This window comes from Streptomyces sp. NPDC006997, from assembly GCF_040635175.1.
Lineage (GTDB): Bacteria > Actinomycetota > Actinomycetes > Streptomycetales > Streptomycetaceae > Streptomyces.
This window is the reverse complement of record NZ_JBEYHH010000019.1, coordinates 1-18644: the sequence shown is the minus strand read 5'-3', so window position 1 is coordinate 18644 and position 18644 is coordinate 1. Positions and strand designations below refer to the sequence as shown.

16 protein-coding genes are annotated in these 18644 nt (G+C 70.6%); 8 read left to right on the top strand and 8 right to left on the bottom strand.

Annotated features, from left to right (window positions below):
- Window positions 1-44: 44 nt before the first annotated feature.
- From ABZ659_RS20000 to ABZ659_RS19980, 5 genes are all read right to left on the bottom strand, one after another.
- A complete protein-coding gene (locus tag ABZ659_RS20000) occupies window positions 45-995 on the bottom strand; it encodes an alpha/beta hydrolase (protein WP_360221494.1) in 951 nt (316 codons plus the stop codon).
- Window positions 992-1498, bottom strand: a complete 507-nt coding sequence (locus tag ABZ659_RS19995) for a phage holin family protein (RefSeq protein WP_360221490.1) — start codon at window positions 1496-1498, stop codon at window positions 992-994. The genes ABZ659_RS20000 and ABZ659_RS19995 overlap by 4 nt, the downstream gene beginning before the upstream one ends.
- Before the next feature lie 78 nt (window positions 1499-1576).
- The gene (nhaA, locus tag ABZ659_RS19990) at window positions 1577-3007 is read right to left on the bottom strand and encodes a Na+/H+ antiporter NhaA (protein ID WP_360221487.1); all 1431 of its coding nucleotides are present in this window, start codon (window positions 3005-3007) and stop codon (window positions 1577-1579) included.
- Between the two features lie 221 nt (window positions 3008-3228).
- Window positions 3229-5184: an acetate--CoA ligase gene (acs, locus tag ABZ659_RS19985; protein ID WP_360221484.1), complete on the bottom strand. Its 1956-nt coding sequence runs from the start codon at window positions 5182-5184 to the stop codon at window positions 3229-3231.
- Window positions 5185-5456: 272 nt separating this feature from the next.
- The gene (locus ABZ659_RS19980) at window positions 5457-8273 is read right to left on the bottom strand and encodes a SulP family inorganic anion transporter (protein WP_360221481.1); all 2817 of its coding nucleotides are present in this window, start codon (window positions 8271-8273) and stop codon (window positions 5457-5459) included.
- Between the two features lie 309 nt (window positions 8274-8582).
- Between ABZ659_RS19980 and ABZ659_RS19975 the strand changes: the two genes are divergently transcribed.
- Window positions 8583-9854 (top strand): hypothetical protein, encoded by a 1272-nt coding sequence (locus tag ABZ659_RS19975; protein WP_360221478.1) that lies wholly within the window; start codon window positions 8583-8585, stop codon window positions 9852-9854.
- A 157-nt stretch (window positions 9855-10011) separates the two neighbouring features.
- On the opposite strand, the gene ABZ659_RS19970 is transcribed toward ABZ659_RS19975, so the two are convergent.
- On the bottom strand, window positions 10012-10995 hold the full coding sequence (locus ABZ659_RS19970; protein WP_360221475.1) for an ATP-binding protein: 984 nt from the start codon (window positions 10993-10995) through the stop codon (window positions 10012-10014).
- A gap of 118 nt (window positions 10996-11113) precedes the next feature.
- Between ABZ659_RS19970 and ABZ659_RS19965 the strand changes: the two genes are divergently transcribed.
- Complete coding sequence (locus tag ABZ659_RS19965) at window positions 11114-11941, top strand: oxidoreductase (protein WP_360221472.1); 828 nt, start codon at window positions 11114-11116, stop codon at window positions 11939-11941.
- Between the two features lie 354 nt (window positions 11942-12295).
- Here the strand turns inward: ABZ659_RS19965 and ABZ659_RS19960 are convergent, their stop codons facing one another.
- Window positions 12296-13129, bottom strand: coding sequence for an HAD-IB family hydrolase (locus tag ABZ659_RS19960; RefSeq protein ID WP_360221468.1), 834 nt, complete (start codon window positions 13127-13129; stop codon window positions 12296-12298).
- 575 nt (window positions 13130-13704) lie between these two features.
- On the opposite strand from ABZ659_RS19960, the gene ssd reads away from it, so the two are divergent.
- Together ssd and ABZ659_RS19950 are read left to right on the top strand one after the other, a co-directional pair.
- Entirely contained in the window at window positions 13705-14805 is a 1101-nt protein-coding gene (gene ssd, locus ABZ659_RS19955; protein WP_360221465.1) for a septum site-determining protein Ssd, read from the top strand.
- A 136-nt stretch (window positions 14806-14941) separates the two neighbouring features.
- Entirely contained in the window at window positions 14942-15817 is an 876-nt protein-coding gene (locus ABZ659_RS19950) for a TadA family conjugal transfer-associated ATPase (protein ID WP_360221462.1), read from the top strand.
- Between the two features lie 28 nt (window positions 15818-15845).
- Here the strand turns inward: ABZ659_RS19950 and ABZ659_RS19945 are convergent, their stop codons facing one another.
- Window positions 15846-16241, bottom strand: a complete 396-nt coding sequence (locus tag ABZ659_RS19945; RefSeq protein WP_360221459.1) for a helix-turn-helix transcriptional regulator — start codon at window positions 16239-16241, stop codon at window positions 15846-15848.
- A gap of 134 nt (window positions 16242-16375) precedes the next feature.
- Between ABZ659_RS19945 and ABZ659_RS19940 the strand changes: the two genes are divergently transcribed.
- From ABZ659_RS19940 to ABZ659_RS19925, 4 genes are all read left to right on the top strand, one after another.
- A complete protein-coding gene (locus ABZ659_RS19940; protein ID WP_360221456.1) occupies window positions 16376-16612 on the top strand; it encodes a helix-turn-helix transcriptional regulator in 237 nt (78 codons plus the stop codon).
- Window positions 16609-16800: a hypothetical protein gene (locus tag ABZ659_RS19935; RefSeq protein ID WP_360221453.1), complete on the top strand. Its 192-nt coding sequence runs from the start codon at window positions 16609-16611 to the stop codon at window positions 16798-16800. Before ABZ659_RS19940 ends, ABZ659_RS19935 begins: the two co-directional genes overlap by 4 nt.
- An 88-nt stretch (window positions 16801-16888) precedes the next feature.
- Entirely contained in the window at window positions 16889-17890 is a 1002-nt protein-coding gene (locus tag ABZ659_RS19930) for a hypothetical protein (protein WP_360221450.1), read from the top strand.
- Entirely contained in the window at window positions 17887-18531 is a 645-nt protein-coding gene (locus tag ABZ659_RS19925; protein WP_360221447.1) for a hypothetical protein, read from the top strand. Before ABZ659_RS19930 ends, ABZ659_RS19925 begins: the two co-directional genes overlap by 4 nt.
- Window positions 18532-18644 lie beyond the last annotated feature (113 nt).

Below are 18644 nucleotides of genomic sequence, written 5' to 3'. Positions count from 1 at the left end.
CCGGGCGCGTCGGAGTGGTCACCGACAGGCGTCGGACCCGGTGTTCACCGGTCGGGCTCGGGGTCCTTCAGCCAGTTGACCAACTCGGTGGAGAAGGCGACGGGGTCCTCCTCGTGCGGGAAGTGCCCGAGCCCGTCGAACAGCCGCCAGCGGTACGGCGCTTCGACGTACTCCCCGGACCCCGCCGAACTGCGGGTGCGCAGCACCGGATCGAGGGAGCCGTGCAGATGCAGCGTGGGCACCCGCACGGGCCGCTTCATGCGCCGGTTGAACTGGATGCCGTCGGGGCGGGCCATGGACCGGACCATCCACCGGTACGGCTCGATCGAACAGTGCGCCGTCGACGGGATGCACATCGCCCGCTGGTACGCCTCCACCGCCTCGTCGTCCGGTAGCCGCGGCCCGGACCACTCCCGGATCAGCCGTCCGACCAGCGCGCCGTCGTCGGCGACGAGGTGCCGCTCCGGGAGCCACGGCCGCTGGAAGCCCCAGATGTAGGAGCCCGCGGTGGTCTGCTTGAGGTCGGAGAGCATCGCCGACCGCCAGCGCCGGGGGTGCGGCATGGAGGCGACCGCGAGCCGCCGGACCAGCTTGGGCCGCATCGCGGCGGCCGTCCACGCCAGATAGCCGCCGAGGTCGTGGCCGACCAGCGCGGCGTCCGGCTCGCCCAGGGAACGGATCACCCCGGTGATGTCGAGGGCGAGGTTGGCGGGGTCGTAGCCGCGCGGGGTGCGGTCGCTGCCGCCGACGCCGCGCAGGTCCATGGCGACGGCCCGGAACCCCGCGTCGGCGAGCGCGGCCATCTGGTGCCGCCACGTCCACCAGAACTGCGGGAAGCCGTGCAGCAGCAGCACCAGCGGCCCGTCGCCCAGTTCGGCGATGTGGAAGCGGGCGCCGTTGGCCGCCACGTCGCGGTGGGTCACTTCCCGCCCGCCGGGGAGGTCGAGTCGTACGAGGGAGGCGGGTTGCGCCCAGGGGGTGGCGGGATCCGTCATGACGACGAGCGTGCCACAGCCTCGATGGCCTCGGGGGCCCGTTCCCCAGGCCGCTCGGTCAGCTCCGGCCGCTCGGGCCGGGGGTGCGGCTTGGCCTTCTGGAGCACGCCCGCCGACTCCTTCATGGACGCCGCCACCTTCTGCGGGCCCTTGCTCTTGCTGGCCTTCTTGGCGAACACCACGCCGACCAGACCGAGGACGACCGCGACGAGGACGTTCGCCGCGAAGGACAGCAGGAAGCAGACAGCGAGGTTCCAGTCGCTCCAGGTCCGGATGCCGTACGCCAGTGCGAAGTTCAGCATCGGCAGCGAGAACACCAGCACCGCACCGGCCGCGGTGAACGCGCCACCGCTGGTCGCGCCGCGCTTGACGTCCTGCCTGAGCTGCGCCTTCGCCAGCGCGATCTCGTCGTGCACCAGCGCCGACAAGTCCGTTGTCGCCGAGGCGAACAGCTCTCCGATGCTGCGTTCGGCGCCGACCGGGCTGCCGTCGGGTGCGCTCATCGCTGTCTCCCTCATCTGTGGGCGGTTCCGTCTGTGCCTGACTGCGTACGGTCCCGTCATTTGTACCGTCTCGTCAGATCATGCCGGACGGTTCCCCTCCTCGCCTGCCCCGGCCGACACTTCGGCAAGCGCGCGTCGCTCCTCGTCCTTGACGTGGGCGATCCTGCGGTGCTCGGCGGCCTTGCGCTCGTAGATCTCCGCCATCCGAAGGTGGTACGCCGGGTTGTCCTCCTCGTAGATGTCGGGGATGCCGTCCTCGTCCTCGTCCCGGTCCTCGGCGTCGCACAGCCGCCGGTACTTGGCGTTGCGCAGCTTCAGCAGCACGGACGCCAGCAGCGCCGATATCAGGGAGCCGAACAGTACGGCGGCCTTGACCTCGTCGGTCAGGACGGCGTCGCCCTCGAAGGCCAGCTCGCCGATGAGCAGGGAGACGGTGAAGCCGATACCGGCGAGTGAGGCGACGGCGAAGACATCGGCCCAGGCCAGGTCGTCGCTGAGGGAGGCCCGGGTGAAGCGCGCGGTGAGCCAGGTGCCGCCGAAGATGCCGAGCGTCTTGCCGACGACGAGACCGAGGACGACGCCGAGGGTCTCGGGCCGCTCGAACACGTCGCGCACCGCGCCGCCCGACACCGAGACACCCGCGCTGAACAGCGCGAACAGCGGGACGGCCAGACCGGCCGAGACGGGCCGCACCAGGTGCTCGATGTGCTCGCCGGGGGAGTGCGCCTCGCCCTTGTGGGTGGTGCAGCGCAGCATCAGGCCCATGGCGACACCGGCGATGGTGGCGTGGACGCCGCTGTTGTACATCAGTGCCCAGATGACCAGGGCGAGCGGGACGTAGACGTACCACCCGCGTACGCCCTTGCGCAGCAGCAGCCAGAAGACCGCGAGGCCGATGGCGGCGCCGCCGAGCGCGGCGAAGTTGAGGCTGTCGGTGAAGAAGACCGCGATGATCAGGATGGCGAAGAGGTCGTCGACGACGGCCAGGGTGAGCAGGAAGGCGCGCAGCGCGCTCGGCAGCGAGGTGCCGATGACGGCGAGTACGGCGAGCGCGAAGGCGATGTCGGTGGCGGTGGGCACGGCCCAGCCGTCCATGGACCCGCCCCCGGCGACGTTGGTCAGCACATAGACGAGCGCGGGTACGGCCATACCGGCCAGGGCGGCCACGACCGGCAGTACGGCTGCCTTCGGGTCGCGTAGGTCACCGGCGACCAGTTCGCGCTTCAGCTCGATACCGGCGACGAAGAAGAAGATCGCCAGGAGCCCGTCGGCCGCCCAGTGCTCGAGGGAGAGGTCCAGGCCGAGCGAGGCGGGGCCGATGTGGAAGTGGCTGACCGTCTCGTAGCTGTCGTGCAGCGCCGGGATGTTCGCCCAGACCAGTGAGGCGATGGCGGCGAGGAGCAGCAGCACGCCGCCGACCGTCTCGGTGCGCAGTGCTTCAGCGACGAAGTTCCGCTCGGTGAGGGAGAGACGGCCGAGGGCCTTGCGGGTGGTGCTGGGCGCGGACAAGAAGAGACCTCCGGTCGGTGGGCAGGGCGGAGCACATGCCGACCAGACTTCCCGGCGCACCTCTTCGACGTGGTTTTGCTTAGTTTACCTAAGTTGACTTTGTTTACTTTACCTAAGGTGCCCCGGATGGCGGGGTAAACGTGATGATCCTCATGTTATGCACAAAGGGGGCACCCGGCGCGTTCACGCCGGGTGCCCCCTCTCGCGGGGTCGAGACCAGGTCAGTCCTCGCTGGGTGCCGCGGGGAGCTTGGCCTGGATGAGGTCCATGACGGTGGAGTCGGTGAGCGTGGTGACGTCACCGAGCTGCCGGTTCTCGGCCACGTCGCGGAGCAGGCGGCGCATGATCTTGCCGGAGCGGGTCTTGGGGAGTTCGGCGACCGGCAGGATCCGCTTGGGCTTGGCGATGGGGCCGAGGGTGGCGCCGACGTGGTTGCGCAGGTCGGCGACGAGGTCGGCGGTCTCGGCGGCGGTGCCCCGCAGGATGACGAAGGCGACGATGGCCTGGCCCGTCGTCTCGTCCGCGGCGCCGACGACGGCCGCCTCGGCGACGGACGGGTGGGAGACGAGGGCGGACTCGACCTCGGTGGTGGAGATGTTGTGGCCGGAGACGAGCATGACGTCGTCGACGCGGCCGAGGAGCCAGATGTCGCCGTCGTCGTCCCTCTTGGCGCCGTCACCGGCGAAGTACATGTTCTCGAAGCGGGACCAGTAGGTGTCCAGGAAGCGCTGGTCGTCGCCCCAGATGGTGCGCAGCATGGACGGCCACGGCTCGGTCAGGACCAGGTAGCCGCCCCCGCCGTTGGGCACCTCGCGGGCCTCGTCGTCGACGACGGTGGCGCTGATGCCGGGCAGGGGGCGCTGGGCGGAGCCGGGCTTGGTGTCGGTCACGCCGGGCAGCGGGGAGATCATCATGGCGCCGGTCTCGGTCTGCCACCAGGTGTCCACGATCGGGGTGCGGTCGGCGCCGATGTGCTTGCGGTACCAGATCCACGCCTCCGGGTTGATCGGCTCGCCGACGGAGCCCAGGACGCGCAGGGAGGTCAGGTCGAACTTGGCGGGGATGTCGTCTCCCCACTTCATGAACGTGCGGATCGCGGTGGGCGCGGTGTAGAGGATCGACACCTTGTACTTCTGGATGATCTCCCAGAAGCGGCCCTGATGGGGGGTGTCGGGGGTGCCCTCGTACATGACCTGGGTGGCGCCGTTGGCCAGCGGTCCGTAGACGATGTAGGAGTGCCCGGTGACCCAGCCGACGTCGGCCGTGCACCAGTACACGTCCGACTCCGGCTTGAGGTCGAAGACCGCGTGGTGGGTGTAGGCGGCCTGGGTGAGGTAGCCGCCGGAGGTGTGCAGGATGCCCTTCGGCTTCCCCGTCGTACCCGAGGTGTAGAGGATGAACAGCGGCTGCTCGGCCTCGAACGCCTCCGGCGTGTGCTCGGTCGACTGGCGGTCCACGATCTCGTGCCACCACACGTCCCGGCCGTCGTTCCAGGCGACGTCCTGCCCGGTGCGGCGCACCACCAGGACGTGCTCGATGATGCCCGCCTTCTCGGCGGCCTCGTCGACGGCGGGCTTGAGCGCGGAGGGCTTGCCGCGCCGGTAGCCGCCGTCGGAGGTGATGACGACCTTGGCGTCCGCGTCCTGGACGCGGGTGGCGAGCGCGTCGGAGGAGAACCCGCCGAAGACCACTGAGTGCGCGGCGCCGATGCGGGCGCAGGCCAGCATGGCGACCGCGGTCTCGGGGATCATCGGCATGTAGACGGCGACCCGGTCGCCCTTCCGCACGCCGAGTTCGAGCAGGGCGTTGGCGGCCCTGGACACCTCGTCCTTGAGCTGGGCGTAGGTGATGGCGCGGCTGTCGCCGGGCTCGCCCTCGAAGTGGATGGCGACCCGGTCACCGTGCCCGGCCTCCACGTGCCGGTCGACGCAGTTGTAGGCCACGTTGAGCTGGCCGTCCTTGAACCACTTGGCGAACGGCGGGTTCGACCAGTCCAGCGTCTCGGTCGGCTCCTTGGCCCAGGTCAGCCGCCGGGCCTGCGCGGCCCAGAAGCCGAGCCTGTCAGCCTTGGCCTGTTCATACGCCTCCGCCGTGACATTGGCATCCGCGGCCAGGTCAGCGGGGGGTGCGAACCTGCGCTCTTCCTTCAGCAGGTTGGCCAGGCTTTCGTTGCTCACGACATCTCCCTTTCCCAGGGTGTCCGTTGTGTCCCAGGCCACAGCTCATCAGACCCGGGGGGCCGATGACAAGGGTCGACGGGAAATTGGTTTAGACCTGTCGTCGGGTAGTCGGGCCTTGATCGGGATCTGGGGACGGACCTCTACGGGTGGTGCGGGCTTGGACCGTTGCCCCTTCCCACGGACGGCACGCCGACCGGGTTCAGGGCGGTTCGGGGCTGTAACGCCCCTCACACCGAGCCCACGTCCGCACCCTCACCCGGGCCCGGTCCTCACGCCGGACTCCGCAGCTCATCCACCCCTTCCACGTGATCGAAGACGTGCTCACCGTCTTCGACTTCGCTGAGCAGGTACGCCTGTGCCTCACCGACGTGGAAGTACATGCCGTGCAGTTCCAGACCGTTCTCCCGCAGCGCCCGCGCCACCGAGGGGTGGGTCCGCAGGTGCTCCAACTGCTGGACCACGTTGGTCAGGCACAGTTGCTCCACCGCGTCGGCGGGCCTGCGCACCGCGAGCCGTGCCCAGGTGCCGCGGTCGTCGGCCATGCGCTCCAGACTCGGCAGCCCGTGCCGCAGCCACCGCCCGAGCGGGGTGCGGGTGTTGCCCGCTCCGGAGTTGAGCAGCGCCTGCATCGCCCCGCACCCCGAGTGTCCGCAGACCGTGATGGACCGCACCTTGAGCACGTCCACCGCGTACTCGATCGCCGCGGCCACCGAGTCGTCACCGCTCTCCTCACCCGGCAGTGGGACCAGGTTGCCCACGTTGCGCACCACGAACAGGTCTCCCGGACCACTGGAGGTGATCATCGAGGTGACGACCCTGGAGTCGGCGCAGGTCAGGAACAGCTGCACCGGCCGCTGCCCCTCCCGCGCGAGCCGCGCCAGCTCGCCCCGCACATGGGGCGCGGTGTTGCGCTGGAACGCGGTGATGCCGCGGAGGAGGTGACGCCCGCCGGAGCCGTCGCCGGAGCCGTTGTGCGCGGCGGGTCCGCCGCCTGGGTTCAGGTCGACGGGGCTGGCCTGAGTGCCGTACGTGCCACACGTGCCGTAGGTGCTGCTGGTGCCGTGCGTGGGGGTCTTCGCGGTGGTCGTCGCGTCCGGTCTGCCGGGTGCCTCCTGCCTCTCCTTCCTCTCGATGTCGCTCTCCTGGTGCCGCCCCGCTCCGGCGGTCTCCGATGAGTCCTCGGACGGGTCACCGGGCGGCGTACTGGCCCCGGTGGGTGCCCCCTCGGACGAGGCTGACGGCGCAGGTGGTGCCGAGGGCGGGACGACCTCGCACTGGTGGTTGCGCCAGGGCGTCCAGGGGCGGCAGCGGCAGTCGGCGACGGGCGTCTGACCGGTCACCCCGGACCGCTCGGCGCCTGGAGCCGGGGAGGCAAGGGGCTCGGCGGTCTGGGTACCGGCGCGGCGGCCGGTCAGTTCGACGCTGCCGCCCTGTGCGGTGTGCGTGTTCTGCCAGTCCTGCAAGGTCTCGTATGCCGCGTGGTCCATGAACGAACCGTCCAGTTCGACGACCGCGTCGGCCCCGTGGGGCACGTGGTGCAGGGTCCGGCTGAGCCGGGGCACCGCGAGGAACGTCAACTGCCCTCTGACCTGGACGTGATGGACTCCCTCCCTCACTTCATGGGTGATACGGGTACGGGTGAGTCGGTGCAGTGCGACACCGACCGCGGCGGCGATGCCCAGCGCCACGCCCTCCAGGACGCCGAGGAGCACCACGCCGAGGATGGTGACGATGTACACCAGCACTTCTCGGTGGCGGGTCACCGTGCGAATGTGGTGCAGGGACACCATCTGGATGCCGACGGACATCACCAGGGCGGCGAGCGAGGCGAGCGGGATCAGCTCCAGGATCGGGACCATCAGCAGCGCGGCGACTACTACGAGAACGCCGTGCAGCATCGTGGAGTTCCGGCTGACGGCACCCGCGTGGACATTCGCGGTGCTGCGTACCGCGACGCCCGCGACCGGCAGTCCGCCGAGGGAGCCGGCGACGATGTTCGCGGCGCCTTGGCCGAGGAGTTCACGGTCGAGGTTGGAGCGGCCGACGCGGGGGGTGGTTCCGCGAGGGTCGGCGGAGGGCTCGCGTACGGCTGGCTGGTCCGGGGTGGGGGGATCGGCGGTCGCCTTACGGGCACTACTGGTCTGGTGGCTGGCGGCCTCGGTCGGGCGGGCCTGGCGTGTCTGCTGGTCGGCGGTCCTGTGGGCGGCCTCGCGGGTCGCGGCCAGCTTGTCCACGGCGACCGCCCCGAGCAGCGACTGCACGCTGCACACCAGAGTGGTGGTGATCACGGCGGTGACGATGCCGAGCACCGGCCCTTCGGGCATCCCGGCCAGGGCGTGGCTGCTCCAGGTCGGCAGATCGACCTTGGGCAGCCGCAGCCCGGCGAGTGAGGCGGCGGCGGTGGCCCCGGCGACGGCGATCAGCGCGGCCGGCACCTTCCGCAGCAGCCGCCCGGCCCGGCCGGGGATCCGCGGCCAGAGCAGCAGCAGGGCCAGGGTGAGCGTGCTGACCACGATGGAGGACGGCTGTAGCTCCGCCAACTGGGCCGGCAGCGCGGCGAGGTTGTCGGGCACGGAACTCTGCGGCGTGCCGCCGAGGACGATGTGCAACTGGGCCACGGCGATGGTGACACCGATTCCGGCGAGCATCCCGTGCACGATGGCGGGGCTGACGGCGAGTGCGCCGCGCGCCACCCGCAGGCAGCCCAGACCGAGTTGGGCGAGACCGGCGAGGACGGTGATGGCGCAGGTCGTCCGCCATCCGTAGCGCTGGATGATGTCGGCGGTGACGACGGTGAGCCCGGCGGCGGGGCCGCTCACCTGGAGCGGGGAGCCGCCGAGCCGTCCAGCGACGAGGCCGCCGACGGCTGCGGCGACCAGACCCGCCTGGAGCGGCGCTCCGGTGGCGAGGGCGATGCCGAGGGACAGCGGCAGGGCGATCAGGAAGACGGCGATGGAGGCCGAGACGTCGGCGCCCGCCACATGGAAGCGGCGGCGCCGGGCGGGCGGGGGGCTGTGGGACTGCCGTACGGGCTTCGACTGCTGTGAGTCGTCGACGGTGCGGTGAGTGGGGGCGCAGGCTGACATGGTTTCCCGTCTCCTCCGGGGCAGCGCGGTCGCGGAACAGGTGGTCCCCGCTCGACGGCGGGGGCGGGTCGCGGCCGTGGGTCACGGCGTACAGCGGCGGGATGCATCAACAATCAGTAAACGAATCGTAATGCAGAGTAAAGGCAAAGCATGGATATTCCGGGCAAATGGGCTAGCCAATCACTCCGAGGAGTGACGTGAGCATTTGATCGGCTTGTCATACAAATTCCTTCTTCGTTCCGTGCGACCTTGGCGACGCCGTCATCGAGTTCGCCGGAGTTCGTGAGAGAAGGAAGAAGGTGGGCGGACATGGCCGCCACCCAGAGGATCGCCGCGGGCGCAGTGGTCGCCGCGGTCTGTGCCGGGTCACTCGCCGGTTGCGGGACCGGCTCCGACGAGACGGGGGAGGGAGCCGCCGGACCGCAGAAGGCCAAGCCCGCCCCGGCACCCGGGAGCGTGGTGCGCCTGATCGGCGACGGTTCCACCGCGTTCACCGGGGCGCAGCCGCACCTGGCGAGACCCGAGCGGCTGAAGCCCGGCGAGAAGCCGCCGCAGTTCGTGGTCTTCTCCTGGGACGGCGCGGGTGAGGACAGCCAGAAGCTGTTCTCCCACTTCCGCCAGGTCGCCAGGGAGAACAACGCGACCATGACGTACTTCCTCAGCGGCGTGTACCTGCTGCCGGAGGACAAGCGCGACCTCTACCGGCCCCCGCAGCACTCGCCCGGCCGCTCCGACATCGGCTTCAACGACGAGCAGGGCATCATCGACACCGTGAAGCAGCTGCGGCTGGCCTGGCTGGAGGGCAACGAGGTCGGCACCCACTTCAACGGTCACTTCTGCGGCCGTGGCGGAGGCGTCGGCCAGTGGTCGGTCGAGGAGTGGAAGGACGAGATCGCCCAGGCCAAGGCCTTCGTGAAGTCCTGGAAGACCAACACGGGGCTGAGGAACTCCGCGCCGCTGCCCTTCGACTACGACAAGGAGCTGATCGGCGCCCGCACCCCCTGCCTGGAGGGCCAGCGCAACTTCACGAAGGCCGCCCGCGAACTGGGCTTCCGCTACGACACCAGCGGCGTCAACAACCAGGTGTGGCCCGGGAAGAAGGAGGGCCTGTGGGACCTGTCGATGCAGCTGGTGCCCTTCCCCGGCCACTCCTTCGAGCAACTGGCCATGGACTACAACTTCATGGTCAACCAGTCCGGCAGCACCAGCCAGGGCGACCCCGCCAAGCACCAGCGCTGGGGCGACGAGATGCGCGACGGCCTGCTCCAGGGCTTCCAGCGCGCCTATGACGGCAATCGCGCGCCCCTGATCATCGGCAACCACTTCGAGTCCTGGAACGGCGGCACCTATATGCGGGCCGTCGAGGAGGTCATCGAGCGGGTGTGCACCAAGGAGGACGTGCGCTGTGTGTCCTTCCGGCAGCTCGCCGACTGGCTGGACGCCCAGGATCCACAGGTCCTGGCCAAGCTGCGCACCCTGAAGGTCGGCGAGGCGCCCCAGCAGGGCTGGGCGTCCTTCCTGTCCGCCCGCCCGGCCCCGGCTCCCAAGGGCGTGCCCGGGGCACCGGCGGGCGGCCGGTAGCCACCGCGGCCGGGCAGTACGGCGGTCGGAGTTCGGGTGCACGGCCGGGCAGTACGGCGGCCGTGAGCCGTGTGCCCGCGGCTCGTGGCTTGTCGCCTGTTGCTTGTAGCGCGTGGACTGTGACGACGGCGGTGGGCCACACTCGGCCGGGCGCGTGTCAGGCGGTGGCCGCGACGACGCGCTCGCTGAGTACGAATGCGGGGTCGACCTGCGCGGCCAGGTCGGCTCCGGTGCGCTCGTTGCCCCAGGACCGGGCGTTCTTCAGGTGGAAGTGCACCATCTGGCGGGTGTAGTGCTCCCAGTCCCGCTGCGGGTAGGTGGCGTCGGCGGTGGAGCGCAGAGTGCGCAGGGCGTCGCGGTTGGCCTCCTCCAGGAGGTCGAAGCGGGACGGGCGGCCCTTCTCCATGGCGCGCACCCAGTCGGAGTGGCCGACCGTGACGACCAGGTCGTCCCCGACCTCCGCGCGGAGGAAGTCAAGGTCGTCCTGGCCCAGCACCTTGTTGCCGACGACCTTCAGGGTGACGCCGTAGTCGCGGGCGTACTCCTTGTACTGGCGGTATACGGAGACCCCTCTCCGGGTCGGTTCGGCGACGAGGTAGGTGGTGTCGAAGCGGGTGAACATGCCGGAGGCGAAGCAGTCCGCGCCCGCGGTCATGTCGACGACCACGTACTCGTCGGGGCCGTCGACCAGGTGGTTCAGGTACAGCTCCACCGCTCCCGTCTTGGAGTGGTAGCAGGCGACCCCCAGGTCGGCGTCCGTGAAGGGGCCCGTGACCATCAAACGGACGGCGCCGCCGTCGAGTTCCACCGGCCGGGCGCAGGCGTCGTAGACCGGGTTGTTCTCGCGCACCCGCAGCAGCCGGGAGCCCGCGCCGGGCGGCGTGGTCTTGATCATCGTCTCGGCGGAGGCGATGCGCGGGTTGCTGCCGCGCAGGTAGTCCTTGATCAGCGGCAGCCGGTCGCCCATCGCGGGCAACGCCGACGCCACCGCCTCGTCGAGGCCGAGCGCGGCGCCCAGGTGCTGGTTGATGTCCGCGTCTACGGCGATGACCGGCGCGCCGGTGGCCGCCAGGTGGCGGACGAAGAGGGACGACAGCGTGGTCTTGCCACTGCCACCCTTCCCAACGAAAGCAATTTTCATGTTCAGTAAGCGTAGTCGTGGGAGGGGCGCCGGATGTGCGCGAACGTGAAGAAGACCACTCAATAGTGGGGCGTGAGCCCGGGGTGTCCGGGACGGGACAGGCCCTAGGGTCGTACTCATGAGTACGACAGGCGGAGCGACCGCCGATCCGCTCGCCGCCCTGGGCTCCCTGCCCGGCGTGGCCGACTCCGTGGAGTCCGTGCGCAAGGCCGTGGACCGGGTGTACGGGCACCGGATCATGCGGCGCCGCAGCAACGAGATCACCTCCGAGGCAGCGCTGCGCGGCGCACGCGGATCCGCCGCGCTGTCCGGCGCGGACTGGGAGCTGGAGGAGGTGCGCAGGCGCAGTGACTTCAGTGGCGACGACGAGGCCCGCGTCGTCGGCGCCGCCCTGCGGCTGACCGCTGAGGCGGGGCAGCTGCTGTCCATCTGGCGGCAGTCGCCCCTGAGGGTGCTGGCCCGCCTGCACCTGGTGGCGGCGGCGGACCAGGTCGACGAGGTGGGACGGCCACGGCAACAGGGCGAACCCGTCGACGAGCCGTTGATCACCCAGCCGCTGCCGAGCGCCGCCGAGGTGTCCGGTCGACTGGAGGGCCTGTCGGAGCTGGTCATCGCGGGCAGTTCCGCTCCCGCGCTGGTCACGGCCGCCGTCGTACACGGGGAGCTGCTGGCGCTGCGTCCCTTCGTCTCCCGCAACGGCCTGGTCGCGCGGACGGCCGAGCGGATCGTGCTGGTCGGCAGCGGTCTCGACCCGAAGTCGGTGTGCCCCGCCGAGGTGGGACACGCGGAGCTGGGCCGTGAGGCGTACCTGGCCGCCTTCGACGGCTATCTGTCCGGCACTCCGGACGGGATGGCGGCCTGGATCGCCCACTGCGGCAAGGCGGTCACGCTTGGCGCGCGCGAGTCGACGGCGGTGTGCGAAGCACTTCAGCGGGGCGCGGCGTAAATGTCGTAGGACCCGCGGGGTGTGGAAAAGAGTTGCGGCGGTACGAGTTCTCGTACCGCCGCTGGCATGTCCACCGGGTTACCAAGCGTCCTCGATGTGTGCCCATCAGGTGGGGTGCTTTGCCCGTCACCTGGTGCGGCTGGCCCGTAATCGACGGGTCGACGTCGCGTGGGTGCTCGATGTCCATGCTCGGTCCGTGGGGCCAATCCTGCGTTCTTAAAGGCGATCCTTTCGGATGTTCCTTTGGTCTCGCGGGCCGTTAACCCCTTTGTACTCCAGGCGTGGAGCGAGCGGAAGTGTCGACTGTGCTTCTTTACTTTTAGGTTCAAAGACGCATTAATCGGACGTCGGTCTTCAGGCGGACACCGACCGGCGTCGGCTGGCGTACCAGACGAGGCCGGCGGTGGCCGCCGCCGCTCCTATGGCCGCCGCGGCGACAAGGGCCGGTCGGGGCGGTACGGAGAGCCGGGGGAGCCTCTGCTTGAGGCGGACAGGCCGGTGGAAGTCGAGGATCGGCCACCCGCGTGAGAGGGCCTCCCGGCGCAGCGCCCGGTCCGGGTTGACGGCGTGCGGATGGCCGACGGACTCGAGCATCGGCAGGTCGGTGGCCGAGTCGCTGTAGGCGTAGCAGCGGGAGAGGTCGTACCCCTCGGACAGGGCCAGCTCCTTGATCGCCTCGGCCTTCGTCGGACCGTAGGCGTAGTACTCCACCTCTCCCGTGTAGCAGCCGTCCTCGCCCACGACCATGCGGGTGGCGACCACGCGGTCGGCGCCGAGCAGTTCGCCGATGGGCTCGACGACTTCGGAGCCGGAGGTGGAGACGATCACCACATCGCGTCCGGCGGTGTGGTGCTCCTCGATGAGGGAGGCGGCCTCGTCGTAGATGATCGGGTCGATGATGTCGTGCAGCGTCTCCGCGACGATCTCCCGGACCTGCTGGACGTTCCAGCCGCGGCACAGCGCGGAGAGATACTCACGCATCCGCTCGATCTGGTCATGGTCGGCGTCTCCGGCGAGGAAGACGAACTGGGCGTATGCGGTGCGCAACACGGCCCTGCGATTGATCAGCCCGCCTTGGTAGAACGACTTGCTGAAGGTGAGCGTGCTCGACTTCGCAATGACCGTCTTGTCCAGGTCAAAGAAGGCCGCTGTGCGGGGCAAGGAGTGGTTTTCCACAAGCCTGAGCATAGGCGCAGCCCATTCGGCGTAAGGTGGGGCGTGTGGGTTTGCCTGAGAAGGCTCTCGGGTACACCATGGAAGTCACGGATCGTTCGCGACCGTGCTAACCCGGTCCGACTCCTCCCCCCCCGAGTCGGCCGTGGGGACGACCCCCGCTCTCCCCCCCGGCGGGGGTCGTCGCATGTCCGGAGGGGTTTTCCTTTCTCTGTCTGGCTTCACTGGGTCGCCGGACCGCGTGATGTCCAGTTGTTGTCATGCACATGACTGATAACTCTATGTGTTCATGGAGCTCCTCTGCGGGAGTCGCGCGCGGGCGGCGCGGAGGTCACCGGTATGGGTGAGGGCGATATTCACAACCGTCGGCACGTCCACAGTTTTGGACCAAGATCCACATGATTTCCGGGATCGCTGCACCGTGATTCCAGCGCGCCTCGTGGCGAGTTCACGGCCGGTTCTGTTTCCGGGGCGCGCATGGCCGGTTCCTATCGGCCGCTCATATGGAGGCCGGTCGCCGGTTCTCCACGGGTTCGGGAATCGCGGGGCCGCAGGCCCGCGCGGAGGAAGCAGCGAAGGGGGAGCACACAGTGGCCGGAGCCGACATCCAGGAACCGCCGCCCACCGTCGGAGGCAGGCAGGGCGGACCGCTGATCGTTACGGAGGACGCCGACCTGCTCGACGACCTGCTGCGCCTGTGCGCCGCGGCCGGTGCCACACCCGAGGTGCGCCACTCGGTGCCGGAGCGCGGCGGTGGCTGGGAGACCGCACCGCTCGTCCTGGTCGGCGACGACGCGGCGCGGCGCGTCCGCGGGGCCACCCGCCGCCGCGGCGTGGTGCTCGTCGGACGCGACCAGGACGACCCGGGCGTCTGGCAGCGCGCCGTCGTGATCGGCGCCGACCACGTCCTGATGCTGCCCGACGGCGAACAGTGGCTGGTCGACCGCATCGCCGATGTCGCCGAGGGCGTCGGCCGCCCCGCGCTCACCGTCGGCGTGATCGGCGGTCGGGGCGGGGCCGGAGCGTCCACACTCGCCTGCGCCCTCGCCGTGACCTCCGCGCGGGAGGGGCTGCGCACCCTGCTGGTGGACGCCGATCCCCTGGGCGGCGGGCTCGACGTGCTCCTCGGCGGCGAAGGCGCGGACGGCCTGCGCTGGCCCGCTTTCGCTGGCTCACGCGGGCGGGTCGGCAGCGGCGCCCTGGAGGAGTCCCTGCCCCGGCTGCACTCGCTGCGGGTGCTCAGCTGGGACCGCGGTGACCGGGTCGCCGTCCCGCCTCAGGCCGTACGGGCGGTGCTCGCCGCGGCCAGAAGGCGGGGCGGGACGGTCGTCGTCGATCTGCCGCGCCGGATCGACGACGGTGTCGCCGAGGCCCTCGCCCAACTCGACCTCGGGCTCCTGGTGGTCCCCGCCGAACTGCGCGCCGTGGCGGCGGCCGGTCGAGTCGCCTCCGCCGTCGGCATGGTCCTGCGCGATCTGCGGCTCGCGGTGCGTGGGCCGTACCCGCCCGGTCTCGACGACCGTGAGATGGCCCGGCTGCTCGGCCTGCCGCTGGCCGGTGAGGTGCCCGTCGAACCGGCGCTGCTGCGCCCGGACGGGGGCAAGGAACCACCGGGAAGCGGGCGGGGGCCGCTCGCCCGGTTCTGCACCGGTTTCTGGGAGCGGGCGCTGATCGAGGCGGGAGCGGCGTGAGGGTGTCTTCCGTGGTGGTGAGGGAGAGGGCTGCCGCTGTAGCGCCGTGTGCCGGCGCCTTCGACGGCGGTGACGGAAGGGGAGGCCGCCGTGTGCGGGGGCCTTCCACGACCGAGACGGAGAGGAGGGCCGCCGCATGATGGCGCCGTACTGGACGCCCGGTGGTCCGGCGCTGCTGGACGGGGTGCGTCGCAGACTGGCCGAGAGCGGCGACGAACCGACGCCCGCGCGGGTCGCCCAGGCGCTGCGCGAGCAGGGGCGGGTCCTCGGCGACGCCGAAGTGCTCGGCACGGCGGCACGGTTGCGGTCCGAGCTGGTCGGCACCGGGCCACTGGAACCGCTGCTCGCCGACGCGTCGGTGACCGACGTGCTGGTCTCGGGTCCGGACCGGGTCTGGGTGGACCGCGGCGGCGGCCTGGAGCTGACCACCGTCACCTTCCCGGACGCGGCGGCCGTACGACGCCTCGCCCAGCGCCTGGCCGCCGTGGCCGGACGCAGACTCGACGACGCCCGCCCCTGGGTCGACGCCCGGCTGCCCGACGGCACCCGACTGCACGCGGTGCTGCCACCGGTCGCGGTCGGCTGCACGCTCCTGTCGCTGCGTGTCGTACGGCCGCGGGCGTTCACCCTCGACGAACTGGTGAAGGCGGGCACCGTGCCGCCGGGCGGCGACCAGGTGCTGCGCGCTCTGCTCGACGCCCGGCTGTCCTTCCTGGTCAGCGGCGGTACCGGCAGCGGCAAGACGACCCTGCTGAGCGCCCTGCTGGGGCTGGTCGGACCGGGTGAACGCCTCGTCCTCGCGGAGGACTCGGCGGAGCTTCGGCCGGATCACCCGCACGTCGTACGGCTGGAGACCAGACCCGCCAACCAGGAGGGCGCGGGCCTGGTGACGCTGGAGGACCTGGTGCGCCAGGCACTGCGGATGCGGCCGGACCGGCTGGTCGTGGGTGAGGTACGCGGTGGCGAGGTGGTGCATCTCAACCTCCGTCACGCACCAACACTCGTGCCCTGATCGAGCCAGGTTGGAAGCGAGCGCCTGTCTATGCGCTGTTGCGACCCTGAGTCTTCGCCTCACGCAGCATGTCGATGATCAACTTCCGGTCCTCCACGGAGAGTGGCATCTCCCACGCCGTCCGCTCCAGCCGGTCCGACAGATCGGCGTAGACGGCGTCCTGGTCCGCTTCGGCGTCGGCCACCTCGATTGGCGTCCCGTCGCGGTAGGCGCGACTGATCGTGCCTGTCTTGAGACCCAACGCCCTTTCCCAGTCCGCGCGCTTGCTGCGGCGGATCTGGGTGTGCCCTCGCTCGGTGACGCTGACGGTCGGCGCTGAGATGCCGACGCGCCTCGCGAGGGCTTCCTGCGTGAGATCGAGATCTTCGCGGCGGCTTGCGAGCTGCTGGCCGACCGAGGTGGGGGCGCTCGGAGTCTGGCTCATGGTGCCCAAGCTTGACACTCACTCTCATGGAAATCTACGCGGACTCTAAGTGACCACTTGAGATTCCAATCACTCTCCCATCCGGGACTGGTCGACTGCTTGCGAATCTAATTAGATTCTGCTTCGATTCACGTATGGAACTTAGGTCGAACGGATCCGAGATCCGCCGTCGCCGCGTGCTCAAGGGCCTCTCGCTCACCGAGTTCGCGCAGATGACGGGATACACGCTGAACCACGCCAGCCAGGTAGAGCTGGGCAACAACAAGGCCGGTCCCGCCTTCCTCCGTAAGGCCGCGCACCTCTTCGAGTGCGAGGTCAGCGACCTCCTCATGGAACAGCGCCCGCAGGGGCGCAGGGGCGCGGCGGCGTGAGCGGCCGGGTCTGCCTGACGCCCGATGAGGCGTTCGAGGCCGGGTTCAACGAGCCGTGTCAGCACGGCCTTTCCGACCCGGAGGACTGCCCGCGCTGCCGACTGAGTGACGCCGAGATCGGCCGCCTGGTCGTGCTCCTGTCCGGCTCTCTCGGCCAGCGCCCACAGTCCACGGCCAGCGCCGCCTGACCAACAAGTGCGGGGCCGTGCCCGGCTCCACCCGTGCACGACCCCTCGGCACATCCACACCCATACCTCTGACCAGGAGTGGACACCCGTGACCGCATCATCCCAGACGCCCGGGGCGCAGCCCCCGCGGCATGACCCACGCCCCCAACAGGCCGTCGTCGCCTCCTACAGCGGGGTGGTCCCGGCGCCCGCGGGCTCGGCGACGCCCGCCCCCGCGAGGACCACCCCGGTGGACGCCGCGACCACCGTCATCACCGCGGCGATGGCGCGGGGCGAGTCGACCGCACGCGACCTCGCCCAGGCCGAGCAGGACGCCGGAGTCCTCGCCGACGCGACCCGCGAGCAGGCCGCCATCGACGCCGCCCGCGCCCAGGCCCGCACCGAGTGCGCCGCCGAGATCGCCGAGCTGCGCCAGCAGTTGGCTGCGATCGCCGGTTCGCGCCGACAGGTCCAGGCCGTACTGCGGCTGTGCGAGGGCCGCCGAGGCGACGACATGCTCCTCGTCTCTGCTGTCGCGGTCGCCGCCGAGTGCGGCACCACCGCCCTCGACGGGCTGCCGATGAAGCTCACCTGGAACGGCGACGCCCAGGTCCCCGACGCCCACACCACGCACAAGCAGGTGATCGTCAGGTGCACGTCCGCGTACGGCGGCCGAGCCGACCTCGTCATCGACGGCGAGGACCGTACGAAGCTGGCGTCACTCCTCGACTCCGAGATCATCCGCGACATCAACGCCCCGTGCCCGCACGAGGAGAACTGCGGCAGCACGCACGACCTCGACGGCACCGACGTCTTCGGCTGGTTCCACCTGGACGTAGCCGGTATCGAGGGCGGTCCGCGCTGGTACTGCTCGCCCGGCTGCGTGAACGCGGCGATGCTCCGCGCCGGTGACGACCTCGCCCTCATGGACCAGGCCGCCGCCGTCGACCCCGACCAGCAGGCCCCGGGCCTGCCGTACGAGGGGGACCCGCTGACGTACGGGCCGAGCGGCATCCGGTGCGGCTGCGGCCTGGACGCCCACTCCAACCTGGTGCCCTGCCAGCCCGTCGCCGAGGCCGACCGCCAGGCCGAGCAGGGCGGTGCCTGGTGAAGCCGACCCAGGACACCTACCTCGGGTGGGAGGAACTGGTCCACCGCCGCGGCTGCGAGCAGCCCCGCTGGGAGGTCGACCTGCGCCTCACCCACGACGAGTCCCGCTACCGGGGCCACGGTGAGGAGCCGCTGAAGCACCAGTGCCCGGAGGAGCGCTGCGACCACGGCAACCGGTTCGCGGCGATCACCGTCCGGATCGTGTGCCGGTCCTGCGGCACGGCCGAGGTGATCACCGGTGAGAAGAACGACGACACCGGCCGCTCCAGCACGAGCACCGCCTTCCTCGGGTACGGGCTGCCGCCCCGCAAGGTCGCCGGGCTGTTCCTGTGGCCCGGTGCGCCGTTCTTCTCCTACGGCCGCCTGACCACGACCGAGCCGCACGACTTCCTCGTCACCGCCGACCGCGTCGACCGCGTCGAGAAGAAGGCGGTGGCCGGGCAGATCACGCAGACGCGCGGCAAGCGCGGTGGCGTGGTGTGGTCGGCGGCTGCCGTGCAGTCCGAGAGCGGCCCGTACGGCGCCGGGATGGGCCTGCGCTGGGCGCACGCGGAGGAGGGTTTCAAGACCATCACCGCGGCGGCCAAGTGGATCGCCGCCCGCCTCGCCGAGCACACCACGGCGGGCGGTGGTCAGCGGTGACCGCCATCGAGGAGGCGACCGGTACGGCCGGGCGAGGGAAGAGCACCCGCAGCGGCACCCAGCCGTTCGTGGGCGATGCCACCCACGCCCCGTCCGTACTGCCCCACCTGCCC

Bases quoted from the DNA above. Each gene is read 5' to 3' on its own strand.
- ABZ659_RS20000 (WP_360221494.1), bottom strand. From the start codon at position 995: ATGACGGATCCCGCCACCCCCTGGGCGCAACCCGCCTCCCTCGTACGA.
- ABZ659_RS19995 (WP_360221490.1), bottom strand. From the start codon at position 1,498: ATGAGCGCACCCGACGGCAGCCCGGTCGGCGCCGAACGCAGCATCGGA.
- ABZ659_RS19980 (WP_360221481.1), bottom strand. From the start codon at position 8,273: ATGTCAGCCTGCGCCCCCACTCACCGCACCGTCGACGACTCACAGCAG.
- ABZ659_RS19975 (WP_360221478.1), top strand. From the start codon at position 8,583: ATGGCCGCCACCCAGAGGATCGCCGCGGGCGCAGTGGTCGCCGCGGTC.
- ABZ659_RS19970 (WP_360221475.1), bottom strand. From the start codon at position 10,995: ATGAAAATTGCTTTCGTTGGGAAGGGTGGCAGTGGCAAGACCACGCTG.
- ABZ659_RS19965 (WP_360221472.1), top strand. From the start codon at position 11,114: ATGAGTACGACAGGCGGAGCGACCGCCGATCCGCTCGCCGCCCTGGGC.
- ABZ659_RS19960 (WP_360221468.1), bottom strand. From the start codon at position 13,129: ATGCTCAGGCTTGTGGAAAACCACTCCTTGCCCCGCACAGCGGCCTTC.
- ABZ659_RS19950 (WP_360221462.1), top strand. From the start codon at position 14,942: ATGATGGCGCCGTACTGGACGCCCGGTGGTCCGGCGCTGCTGGACGGG.
- ABZ659_RS19945 (WP_360221459.1), bottom strand. From the start codon at position 16,241: ATGAGCCAGACTCCGAGCGCCCCCACCTCGGTCGGCCAGCAGCTCGCA.
- ABZ659_RS19940 (WP_360221456.1), top strand. From the start codon at position 16,376: ATGGAACTTAGGTCGAACGGATCCGAGATCCGCCGTCGCCGCGTGCTC.